This window comes from Serratia silvae (assembly GCF_023282985.1).
Classification (GTDB): domain Bacteria; phylum Pseudomonadota; class Gammaproteobacteria; order Enterobacterales; family Enterobacteriaceae; genus Chania; species Chania silvae.
This window is the reverse complement of the sequence record NZ_JAGQDC010000010.1, coordinates 39,951-52,481: the sequence shown is the minus strand read 5'-3', so window position 1 is coordinate 52,481 and position 12,531 is coordinate 39,951. Positions and strand designations below refer to the sequence as shown.

7 protein-coding genes are annotated in these 12,531 nt (G+C 54.6%); 4 read left to right on the top strand and 3 right to left on the bottom strand.

Annotation, left to right across the window (positions count from 1 at the left end; genetic code table 11):
• Nucleotides 1–20: 20 nt before the first annotated feature.
• Together pstA and KAJ71_RS13560 are read right to left on the bottom strand one after the other, a co-directional pair.
• On the bottom strand, nt 21–1,673 hold the full coding sequence (gene pstA / locus KAJ71_RS13565; RefSeq protein ID WP_248946223.1) for a phosphate ABC transporter permease PstA: 1,653 nt from the start codon (nt 1,671–1,673) through the stop codon (nt 21–23).
• Nucleotides 1,670–3,829: an ABC transporter permease subunit gene (locus tag KAJ71_RS13560; RefSeq protein ID WP_248946222.1), complete on the bottom strand. Its 2,160-nt coding sequence runs from the start codon at nt 3,827–3,829 to the stop codon at nt 1,670–1,672. Before KAJ71_RS13560 ends, pstA begins: the two co-directional genes overlap by 4 nt.
• Before the next feature lie 256 nt (nt 3,830–4,085).
• Here KAJ71_RS13560 and ppk1 point away from each other — a divergent pair, with 256 nt between their 5' ends.
• Nucleotides 4,086–6,149: a polyphosphate kinase 1 gene (ppk1, locus tag KAJ71_RS13555; protein WP_248946221.1), complete on the top strand. Its 2,064-nt coding sequence runs from the start codon at nt 4,086–4,088 to the stop codon at nt 6,147–6,149.
• A gap of 10 nt (nt 6,150–6,159) precedes the next feature.
• A complete protein-coding gene (gene ppx / locus KAJ71_RS13550) occupies nt 6,160–7,719 on the top strand; it encodes an exopolyphosphatase (protein WP_248946220.1) in 1,560 nt (519 codons plus the stop codon).
• Between the two features lie 226 nt (nt 7,720–7,945).
• On the opposite strand, the gene KAJ71_RS13545 is transcribed toward ppx, so the two are convergent.
• Entirely contained in the window at nt 7,946–10,189 is a 2,244-nt protein-coding gene (locus KAJ71_RS13545; RefSeq protein WP_248946307.1) for a sensor domain-containing phosphodiesterase, read from the bottom strand.
• 529 nt (nt 10,190–10,718) lie between these two features.
• Between KAJ71_RS13545 and KAJ71_RS13540 the strand changes: the two genes are divergently transcribed.
• The gene (locus tag KAJ71_RS13540; protein WP_248946219.1) at nt 10,719–10,886 is read left to right on the top strand and encodes a YfgG family protein; all 168 of its coding nucleotides are present in this window, start codon (nt 10,719–10,721) and stop codon (nt 10,884–10,886) included.
• A gap of 165 nt (nt 10,887–11,051) precedes the next feature.
• Nucleotides 11,052–12,485, top strand: a complete 1,434-nt coding sequence (mgtE, locus tag KAJ71_RS13535) for a magnesium transporter (RefSeq protein ID WP_248946218.1) — start codon at nt 11,052–11,054, stop codon at nt 12,483–12,485.
• Nucleotides 12,486–12,531: the final 46 nt, after the last annotated feature.

The following is a 12,531-nucleotide window of genomic DNA, read 5'->3' as shown; positions in this document are numbered from 1 at the left end:
CCCCAAAAGATTCAACTGTGTTACTGCGACCATGCTTTATATCGCTCCCTTAGCGAATGCCGAATGCCCATTGCCGTCAGGTTCAGCCCAACGACGATCAGCACCAGCAGAAATGCCGTGGCAAACACCAGTGGCCGCGCCGCTTCTACGCTAGGACTCTGAAATGCCATATCGTAGATCTGGAAGCTCAGATGCATGAATTTACGTTCCAGGTGCAAATAGGGGAAAATATCGTCCACCGGCAACACCGGTACCGATTTCACCACGCCAACCAGCATCAGTGGTGCCGTTTCACCCGCCGCGCGCGCTACGGCCAGGATCAGGCCGGTCATCATCGCCGGTGCCGCCATCGGCAGCACGATCCGCCAGAGGGTTTCCGCCCGGGTAGCTCCCAAAGCCAACGACCCCTGGCGCAGCGAAACGGGAATACGCGACAACCCTTCTTCGGTGGCGACAATCACTACCGGCAAGGTCAGTAAGGCCAGGGTCAATGCGGCCCACAGCACGCCCGGTGTACCAAACGTCGGGTTCGGCAGGGAGTCGGCGTAAAACAGCCTATCGAGCGAGCCCCCCACCATATAGACAAAGAACCCCAGACCAAATACACCGTAGACGATCGACGGCACCCCCGCCAGATTCACTACAGAGATGCGGATCAACCGCGTCAGCAGATTATTACCGGCATACTCGTGTAGATAGACAGCTGCAATCACGCCAAATGGCATCACCACGATCGACATCAGAACCACCATCAGCACGGTACCAAAGATCGCCGGGAATACCCCACCTTCGGTATTGGCTTCCCGTGGGCTGTCGGTCAGGAATTTTTGTATTTGCTTGGCCCAGTGCACCAACTTCTGCCCGCTGCTCATGTCGTTGGGATACCAGGCATCGCGCACCTGGCTCAGGGCAATGGTGTGAACCTGCCCGTGCATGTCGCGCAGCAGCAAGGCATCACGCTGGCGATCACGGTCCAACCCTTGCAGTTTGCCAGAAAGCTGGCGGTATTGGCGTTGCAACTCCTGCCGTTCGGCACGGATAGAGGCTTGCCAGCGCGCATCCAGCTTATTCTCACGCTGCAGGCTCTTTTCATGCAGGCGTAAATGCTCAAATTGTTCGTTAATCCGCGCCATATCGCGGAACTGAATATCGCGTGCCTGGCGTGTCAGCGCCGCGATCTGCGGCAAGCGCTGTTGTAACGCCTGGCTCAGATCGCTGCCGGTCAACGGTTGGCCATCTTCCAGTAAACCAGCCAGGTAGCCGTACGCGGTGCCGTTACTGTTACGCTCCAACACTAATAAATCGCGAGGGGTGGTCATTCTACTGACGTCACTGGCCAGCAAAGTACGGAAATCCTGCCCTTCGCTTTCCCGATTCCCCACTTTGATCAAGTAACGAATAAAGCTTTGCGCTTCCCCTGGCGGCAACGCAACACCAGCGTCTTGCAATTGCTGGCGCGAGATCGTCTGCCGTTGATACAGCTCCCCCACCACCGTTACCGGGCCTGCGGCCGTCTGATTCAGCTCAAACTGATAGACAGGGCTGGGCCAGAAATAACGCGTCCCCTGCCCGGCCAACAGCAGCAAAATGCCGATCAGCGCCAGCAGGCTGATGGCCACCGAAGCCGCCGTCAACCAAATCCACGGGGAGCCGCTTTTCACCCAGCTTCTCATGGTGTCTCCTGGTTGAGCGTATAACGCTTACGCAGGCGTAAACGTACCGCCTCCGCCAGCGTGTTGAACATAAAGGTAAAGATAAACAGCACCAGCGCAGTCAGGAACAGTACCCGATAATGGCTGCTGCCCGTGACGGCCTCTGGCATTTCGATGGCGATATTGGCCGCCATCGCCCGTAAGCCCTGGAACAGGCTGCCGTCAATCAACGGCGTGTTGCCGGTGGCCATCAGCACGATCATGGTTTCCCCCACCGCACGGCCAAAACCGATCATCAGCGCGGAGAAAATACCAGCACTGGCGGAGGGCAACACCACACGCAATACGGTTTGCCACTGGGTGGCCCCCAGGGCTAATGAACCCCGGCTAAGCGAGGCAGGCACGCTGAACAACGCATCCTCTGCCAGCGAAAAGATAATCGGCACCAGTGCGAAGCCCATCGCCACGCCCACCACCAGCGTATTGCGCTGATCGAAATCCTCGCCCAACCAGAAGTGCAACGGCTCGCCAAACAGCTTAAGCTCCAGCCAAGGCCCAACGGCAAGCGCCAGCCAAACGGTCACCACCACCACCGGTAGCAGCAACAGTAAATCCCAACCCGGTGACCAAGACCGCGCCGTAAATCGGTTAACCAGCCAACTACATAACAGCACAACCCCGGCCAACAGGAATGGTAAAGCCAACACGGCCAGCAGATAACGCTCAATCATCGGCGCCAGCCAGATACCTGCCACCAGCCCAATCACCACCGTTGGCAATGCGCCCATCACTTCGACCGCCGGTTTGACAACCCGCCTTAACCCTGCCGACATAAAGCAGGCGGTATAGATCGCCCCGGCCAGCGCCAACGGGATGGCGAATAACATGGAATAAGCCGCCGCCTTGAAAGTGCCAAAGATCACCGGCATCAGGCTGAATTTAGCCTGGTAGCTATCTTCACCCGAAGTGGATTGCCACACATAGGCCGGTTCAGGGTAGTTCTCATACCACAGCCGCTGCCATAGCGAACGCCAGGTGACATCTGGATAGAGATTATCCACGGCGTAATGCTGCCAACCCTGGGCCGTTTCCAGCAATAGTCCGTCGCCACGTGGGGCAAATGCCATTTGTTGCACGTTGGCGGGGAGCTTGTCCTTCAGCAACGGCTTGGACTGGATACTGGAAAACAAGGCGAATTCGCCTTGCGACTGCAAGGTTGCGAACACCCGCCGATACGGCTCGGAAGCCAGCAACTCCTGCGAGGTAGTATGATGGGTAAATTGCTGTATCGGCGCCAACTGGTAGCACTGGTTTTTCTCCACGTCAAACCATTCACGCAGGCTACCGTCGCCGGCCTGGATTAATAATGCGCTCCCCCCTGGCAACGCCGTCAGGCGATAGGGAGGATGTTCACCCAGGGTTCGCGTCTCTCGCAGCTGCGGCTGTGCCCCTTCGATCTGATAGCGGGCCAGTTGGTTGCCGGTTAACAGATAAAGCTGGCGGCCATCCGGCGTTAGCAGCAGTTGTTGTGGCACAGTGGCCAAAGGGATTTCCGTGGGTTGCCCCTGAAGTGTCGGGTTGAAACGCCCAAACAGCAACCGGTTGTCATCCGTTACCGCCGCCAGCAGGACATTGCCCTGGCGAACTTGCGCCAGACTTAGCAATGTCAGTGTATGCCCATGGGGATCCAACCCAAAGGGATCCTGCCCCAATGGAAAACGCCACTGCGGTTCACCACCGCCCGCCGGTGCAAAATCGGCTTGGACAACCATCAATCTGCCATCCGCCCGCGCTAGAGCAAACAGATCACGCTCCCCAACCGCCTGAGCCAATAATGTAGGTTGACTCAATAACATTTGTTGCACCGAGTTACTGTCCGGCGGCTGTAGCCGATAAAAACGCCCTTTCCCCTGGTTATCAATGCGATAACCAATACGCTGTTGTACGTCCATCCCGATGGCCAGCGCCGGGGAGGTATGGCTTATTGGCAATACACGTGAAGTACCTAGCGAGGCCGGTTTGAACAGCGGTAAAACCGAAAGCAAGAGATAGACAAAGATCAGCATCAGCGTCATCAATACCAGCAGCCCGCTGACGGTCACGGCTCCTTGTACGCCACGATCAACGTGCGCACGCGAGCGATCCCGGGGATGTTGATTAAGCGTTGTCTGTGCCATTTGCCTGTCGTCAGTTCCGTTGTCGGGCTTGCGCCCAAAGATAACCGGGCATCTTATGTCAGTTTTGTGACGTTTGCATGACAAAGTTGCCGAGCGTCACGCGGGATGAATGCCAATTTGCGGTGAGCGATGCAGCAGAGATAACTCCGCAGATATGTTGGACATTGTTGTCAATCTCTCGCAATAATGAAGAAGGACACTAGAGCGGTATTCGGCACTAAGTCCGATCCTTTTCTAAAATTGAACTGGAGTAGCAATGGGTCAGGAAAAGCTCTACATCGACAAAGAATTAAGCTGGTTATCCTTTAATGAACGCGTGTTGCAGGAAGCCGCAGATAAGAGCAATCCCTTGATTGAGCGCATGCGATTTCTGGGCATTTACTCCAATAACCTGGATGAATTCTATAAAGTCCGCTTTGCCGATCTGAAACGACGCATCTTGATCAGCGAAGAACAGGGTTCAGGTGGCGCTTCACGTCATTTGCTGAAAAAAATTCAGGCCAAGGTGCTAAAGACCGATCAAGAGTTCGACAGCCTGTACAACGATCTGCTGTTGGAAATGGCGCGCAACCAGATCTTCCTGATCAACGAGCGTCAGGTGTCGGAGAACCAGCAAATCTGGCTGCGGCAATACTTCAAGCAGCATTTACGCCAGCACATCACGCCGATCCTGATCAACCACGACACCAATCTGGTGCAGTTCCTGAAGGACGATTACACCTATCTGGCGGTGGAGATCATTCGCGGTACGCGCATCGATTATGCGTTACTGGAAATTCCATCCGACAAGGTGCCCCGTTTCGTCAACCTGCCGCCGGAAGCCCCCCGCCGCCGCAAGCCGATGATCCTGCTGGATAACATCCTGCGCTACTGCCTGGACGACATCTTCAAAGGCTTCTTCGACTATGATGCGCTCAACGCTTATTCGATGAAAATGACGCGCGATGCGGAATACGATCTGGTGACCGAAATGGAATCCAGCCTGTTGGAACTGATGTCGTCAAGCCTGAAACAGCGCCTGACCGCCGAGCCGGTACGCTTTGTGTATCAGCGCGATATGCCCAACGAGATGGTAGAGCTGCTGCGTAACAAGCTGGGGATATCCAACTACGACTCGGTGATCGCCGGCGGCCGCTACCATAATTTTAAAGACTTCATCAGTTTCCCAAACGTCGGCAAGGCCAATCTGGTCAACCGCCCGCTACCGCGCCTGCGGCATATCTGGTTCGATAAATTCCGCAACGGCTTCGATGCCATCCGCGAAAAAGACGTGCTGCTGTACTACCCGTATCACACCTTTGAACACGTGCTGGAGCTGCTGCGTCAGGCATCGTTCGATCCCAGCGTGCTGGCGATAAAAATCAATATCTATCGGGTAGCCAAAGACTCACGCATTATCGAATCGATGATCCATGCGGCGCATAACGGCAAAAAAGTGACCGTGGTGGTGGAGCTACAGGCACGCTTCGACGAAGAGGCCAACATCCACTGGGCCAAACGCTTGACCGAGGCCGGGGTGCACGTCATTTTCTCCGCGCCAGGGCTGAAGATCCACGCCAAACTATTCCTGATCTCGCGCCGTGAAGGCGACGATATTGTGCGCTATGCTCATATTGGTACCGGCAACTTTAACGAAAAAACTGCCCGTATCTACACCGACTACTCGCTGCTGACCGCCGATTCGCGCATCACTAACGAAGTACGCCGGGTATTCAATTTTATTGAAAATCCGTACCGGCCGGTCTCCTTCGACAACCTGATGGTTTCGCCGCAGAACTCCCGCCGCATGTTGTACGATCTGATCGATCGTGAAATTGCCAACGCATTAGCCGGTGAAAACGCCGCTATTATGTTGAAAATAAATAATCTGGTGGATAAAGGGCTGGTAGATCGGTTATATACCGCTGCCGCGGCCGGCGTGAAAATCCGTCTGTTGGTGCGCGGCATGTGTTCACTGATCCCCAACCTGCCGGGAATTAGCGACAATATTCAGGTTATCAGCATCGTCGACCGTTATCTGGAACACGATCGGGTATACGTTTTCGAAAACAAAGGTGACAAACGGGTTTATCTCTCTTCCGCCGACTGGATGACCCGCAACATAGATTACCGCATCGAAGTGGCAGTATCGCTGCTGGATCCGGCGCTCAAGCAGCGCGTTCTGGACATTCTGGAGCTGCTGTTTAGCGATACGGTCAAGGCCCGCTATATCGATAAAGAACTGAGCAACCAGTATGTACCGCGTGGCAATCGCCGTAAGGTACGTGCACAGGTGGCCATTTATGAGTATTTAAAAGCTCTGGAACAACCGGACAACTAGGCCAGCAACTATGCCGCTAAAAAGCACCGCAACCAATAATAAGCCACAGGAAATCGCTGCCATCGATCTTGGCTCGAACAGTTTCCATATGGTGATCGCCCGCGTCGTTAACGGCGCCTTACAGGTGTTAGGCCGTTTAAAACAGCGTGTACACCTTGCCGATGGATTGGACAGCGAAAACGTGCTCAGTGAAGAAGCCATGGAGCGGGGCTTGGCCTGCCTGGCGCTGTTTGCCGAGCGATTACAGGGTTTCCCAGCAGATAACGTCACTATCGTGGGTACCCACACCCTGCGTCAGGCGGTGAATGCCGAGGTGTTCCTCAAGCAGGCGGAAAAAGTGATCCCTTATCCGATCGAAATCATCGCTGGCCAGGAAGAAGCCCGTCTGATTTTTATGGGGGTCGAACATACTCAGCCGGAAAAAGGCCGCAAGCTGGTGATCGACATCGGCGGTGGCTCTACCGAACTGGTGATCGGGGAAGATTTCGAGCCTCTCTTGGCAGAGAGCCGCCGCATGGGTTGCGTGAGCTTTGCCCATCTGTTCTTCCCTGAGGGTGAGATCAGCAAAGCCAACTTTAAACGCGCCCGTCTGGCTGCCGCACAAAAGTTGGAAACCCTGGCCTGGCAATACCGCATTCAGGGCTGGCAATATGCCTTGGGGGCATCTGGCACCATCAAGGCCGCCCACGAAGTTTTGGTGGCCATGGGTGAAAAAGACGGTTTGATTACCCTTGAGCGGCTGGAGTTACTGGTCGAGCAGGTGTTGCAGTTTAAAAACTTCAGTGCCCTGAGCCTGCCTGGCCTGTCGGAAGATCGTCAATCGGTGTTTGTGCCAGGGCTGGCGATCCTGTGTGGGGTGTTTGATGCGCTGGCGATCCGCGATCTGCGCCTGTCCGACGGTGCCTTGCGCGAAGGCGTGCTGTATGAAATGGAAGGCCGCTTCCGCCATCAGGATATTCGTAGCCGTACGGCCAAAAGCCTGGCCGATCACTATAATATCGACCGCGAGCAGGCCAAGCGCGTGCTCGAAACCACCGAGCTGTTATACGCACAGTGGATGGCGCAAAATACCAAGCTGGTGCAGCCACAGTTGGAGGCGCTGTTAAAATGGGCCGCCATGCTGCATGAAGTGGGTCTGAGCATCAACCATAGCGGTATGCACCGCCATTCCGCCTATATTCTACAAAATACCAACCTGCCAGGCTTCAACCAGGAGCAGCAGTTGCTGCTGTCGGCGCTGGTGCGTTTCCAGCGTAAAGCGATCAAGCTCGAAGAGTTACCCCGCTTGAACCTGTTCAAGAAGAAATATTATCTGCCGCTGATCCAGCTGTTACGCTTGAGCACCCTGCTTAACAATCAGCGTCAGGCCACCACCACACCGGAAACCCTGCGCCTGGCAACGGATGATAATCACTGGACGCTTCGCTTCCCGGCGGGCTATCTGACTCAAAACAACCTGGTACAACTTGATTTTGAGCGTGAGCAGGAATACTGGAATGACGTGGTTGGTTGGAAACTGGTGATAGAAGAAGAAGGCGAGCAGGACGCAGACGCAGAACCTGCGGCTTAATTCATTGAATTTCTGGTGATATCCTGATGGAGCATAACCGTTTGCTCCCCCTCACCCCAACCCTCTTCCACAGGGAGAGGGAGCTGACCGGAGCGCTTGGTTGGCCTGTGCTGCTTCGGGAAATGCGGAGTAAGTAGCACAAGGATGAGGTATGGCGCAGAAAAATCAGCGTACTCGATCGATCCCCTTTCCCTTTGGGAAAGGGTTAGGGTGAGGGGCCATGCTCTCAGTCAGACTCTTCGTCTTCGGGCTGCTCAACCATCGGCACCAAAGACGCCAGCGGCTGGGGTTTACCGATAAAGTAGCCCTGCATATAATCCACGCCCAGGCTTTTAAGCGCATCGCGCTGCTCGGCCGACTCGACATATTCCGCCACAATCGACAACCTTCTCATCAGCGCCACCTTACAGATTGACGAAATGATCTGGTAATCCACCTTGCTGGTCAGCATATCCTGCACAAAACTGCCGTCGATCTTCAAGATATCTACATGCAGCTCTTTAAGGCGATCGTAGGTGGCATAGCCGGTACCGAAATCGTCCAGGGCAATGCGGCAACCTAACTGGCGCAGCTCTTTCAACGAGTTCTGGGCATATTTCACGTCCTGTACCAGATGAGACTCCGTCACCTCCAGCACCAGTTGATAAGGCTCAATCTGGTATTGCCGCAAGGCATCGCGCACGTCTTGGCACAGGCTCGGGCGACACAGCGAGGACGGCGACAGATTCACGGCAAAGCGCGCGCTAGGCATGCCTTCGCGATGGAGCTCCATAAACTGCAAGGTTTGGCGCAGTACCCACATATCCAACTGGTAAGCTAAACCAAACTCATGCACCACCGGTAGAAATTCGTTGGGAGGAATGACGTTGCCTTCATCATCCAGCATGCGCAGCAGGATCTCGTGGTAAGAATCTCCGCGAACCCCGATGATCGGTTGAGCCATCAACATGAAACCGTCGTTATCCAGCGAGCGTTGCACCCAGTGTAACAAGGCGACCTTGCGCTTGATTTCATCCTGTACCACATGATGATCGTTCTGCACGTTTTCAGGCCGCCCGCTGGTCAGCGACATTTCCGCCAACGAGCTCAATTCTCCCAGCAGCAGATGCAGGTGCTCCACTTCCGAATAGACGCCGCAGTAGCTAATCCCCAACGGTGGATGGATTGGCAGACCGTTCCACACCAGACGAAACTTCTCCAACGTGCTCTGGATTTTGGCCACCCGGGCCTCACCGTCGGAACCGTTGAGCCGCAGCACCAGATCGTACCCCGGCAGGTGATAGACGTCCTCTCCCTCGTCCAGCACCGTGCGCAGGCTGCCCGCCAGTTTCTGTTTGAAGCGAATACGCAGCTGCATGCCATAGTTACGGCTGAGCAAATCCAGCTCAGAAATTCGCAGAAAACACAGCGTAGAGCGCGGGGCCTTGGCCAAATCTCGCTTCAGTGCACGCAGGTTGGGTAAGCCAATAACCGGATCTTTCAGCGAGGCGTTTTGCGCCTTGGCATGATCCATCCGTTGACGAGTATGCACCGCAGAGGTCAGCAAAATACTGAGGGTGAACGCCAGCATCATTGACGAGATCATGGTCAGGTTATGCAGCAGGCTGTCCCACTGCACATAACCCGGATAGTTAAAGAACAGCAGCAGCAAGGTAGCTGCCCAGATAATACAGTTGAACAGGTAACCAAAACGCATGGCGCTATACAGCATCACCGGCAATAACAGCGTCAGGCTGTAGTCGGGCACCTGCATCGCGTTGGTATCTGCCGTGTGGTAGGCAAGCACCGCCACCAAGGCAATCAACACCACCAACCACAGCTGCAGCTCGCTCTTTTTGACCGACGGCGCCATCTCACGACTGATCCGCCCCCACAGTACACGGGCAAATTTGGGGTTCTTAACGATCCGCAGAGCGAAATAGAACAACTGCATGGAAGACAGGCAGCCAATCAGGATAGCCTGGAAGTTGATCAGGGCATGCAGATGATTACCACTACCGGAAAGCATGCCGAGTTCGTCCGGCAACAGATCGAGGCCGATCGTCAGCTGCAAGCCAAAGATAAACAGCATTGGGGGCATCAGCACCAGCCAGATCAGCCGATGTTTCCCCAGCTTCAACTCGGTTAACCCCACGCACCAACGGCGCTGCGACTGGCAGCGGTAACCCCACCAGCAAATGCCCAGACATCCCACATACAGCAACGTCATAATCACGTCGACTTCGCTGCTGGAACGGTTGGAGTAGCGAACAAAGATAGCCAAAGCTATGCCAGGCATGGCACGCCAGTCATAAACCATCAGTAAAGAAAAGCAGACCACCAGCGGTAGATAGACCAGATACACTTTGCCATCAGGCAGCATCAGTCGTGGCGATAGCCAGCCTGCAAGCGGCACTAGCAGCAGGCTCAACACTATAGGTTGCCCCCACCAACGGTCACGTAAATTATTCCAGAACTTTAAAATACCCATCAAGACACTGTATCCGCTAAGGCGTGATTCACTTCGTCGCTTAAGCGCTTTTAAATCGCAGAGAAGGTAGGATCCGATCCCACCACAGAACCATTCGGGGAGCAAGCTGAGACATGCGGTTCCAACATCAAGAATGGCTGTAAATTCTATTCTCTGCGATAGCTTAAGATTTGACCACGATCAATTAATTAAGAAAAGGCTAATAAAAATCCATAAAACATCTCATGAACAGATAATAACCTATTAATACACAACAAAAAATCAGATAAAATCTATATCCCGTTGATTTCGAGTGACCGCTTAAAAAGTGATAGACATAAACCTCAGCTAAATTACTCGGCCAAACGCACGGAAATAAATGGACATCTTTTGTCATCAGAGCCTAGAATTCTGTTTACAATTTTAATCAATGTTAGCCGCGGCAGGCATGCGTCAAACAACAGTAATCGCCACCATCATTTTCCAGCGGCAGCCCCCAACACGGTGCTTTAACAATGCCTAGGGGAAAAACCGACGGGCTCAATGAACCATGAGAAAAACCACGACCGGGCGCATGACCAAAGTAGTGCTGCTGATCAGTTTCATCATTCTAGTCGGTCGCCTGTTGTATGCCGCCATTGCCGCTATCCCCCATCATCAGGAAAAAAGATCGCTGCCTGAGCCGCAGACCCAGGAAGCCCGCGTGGATGATCGGTGATTATCCAACCCGATCAAACGACCATCACCCCGAGTCACTGGCACGTCAAAGCTGCTGACCCTGCATAATCAGATTGATAAAAATCACGCCAGCCGCCGCTATGCTCTATCTTTTAAAGATAGTCTAAAAGGAACCCGGTGTGCCAAGTCAGCGTTAAGGAACTCCATGTCCGCCGCAACACATAACGTCAAAAAAGTCGCTGAGTATCGTCAGCGTATTCTGAGCCTGCTGTTAAATAACACCCCTTTGGTTGACGGCATTCTTGGCCGCACAGGGGATGAAAAACAGCTCAGCGAAGGCGAACTGCTTAATCATACCGCCGAAATCACCCACCTGCTGCAAGATATGCACGCCGCTGATCTGGCGGACCTGCTGGAGGCGTTGCCGCAAGATGAACGTCTGGCGCTGTGGCGGCTGGTGGATAACAACAAACGTGGCCAAACCTTGGTGGAAGTGGCCGAACCCGTCTGGGATAGCCTGATCGAAGAGATGAGCGATAAAGACCTGCTCAAGGCGATCAAAACCCTGGATGTCGATGAGCAAGCCTATCTGGCGCAATACCTGCCACGTAACCTGATGGGCCGCCTGCTGACCTCACTGGAGCCAGAGCGGCGTGAGCAGGTGCGCGAGATGGTTCATTACGGCAAGGATACCGTCGGCTGGATGATGGACTTCGAACTGGTCTCGGTACGCCCGGATGTCTCTTTGGGGGCCGTACATCGCTTCCTGCGTCAACGCAAGACCATCCCGGACGCCACCGATAAACTGTTCGTCACCGACCGCAAAAATACCCTGCTAGGCGAACTGCCGCTAACCGCGATCCTGCTTAACGATCCACAAACCCCGGTGTTTAAGGTGATGGACAGCGATCCCACCACCTTCCAGCCAGAAGACAAAGCCGAAGCTGCGGCCAGCGCGTTTGAACGTTATGACCTGATCAGCGCCCCGGTTATTGATGCCAAGGGCAAACTGATGGGCCGGTTAACCATCGAAGAAATCGTTGACGTAGTTAACGAAGAGAGCGATACCACCCTGCGACGCATGGGCGGGTTAAGCCCGGAAGAAGACGTGTTTGCCCCGGTCAGCAAGGCGGTGAAAACCCGTTGGGCCTGGCTGGCGATCAACCTGTGTACCGCCTTTATCGCCTCCAGGGTCATTGGCCTGTTTGAACACACCATTTCGCAGTTGGTGGCGCTGGCCGCCTTGATGCCCATCGTTGCCGGTATCGGAGGCAATACCGGCAACCAGACTATTACCATGATCGTGCGGGCGCTGGCGCTGCATCAGATCGAAGAGGGGAATATTTCGCGCCTGTTGTTCAGAGAGCTGGGCGTAGCCATCATCAACGGGGTAGTCTGGGGCGGCATCATGGGGCTGGTCACCTATCTGCTGTATGGCGATCTGGCAATGGGGGGCGTAATGACGCTAGCCATGATGCTCAACCTGCTGGTCGCGGCGCTCATGGGGGTGATCATACCGATGACCATGCTCAAACTAGGCCGCGATCCTGCCGTAGGCTCCAGCGTACTGATCACCGCCCTGACCGATACTGGCGGCTTCTTTATCTTTCTGGGGCTGGCGACCGTGTTCCTGCTTTAGTCAGTGTCACCGCTCAGTGGACCAGAATAAATCGTGGTTCCCTGTT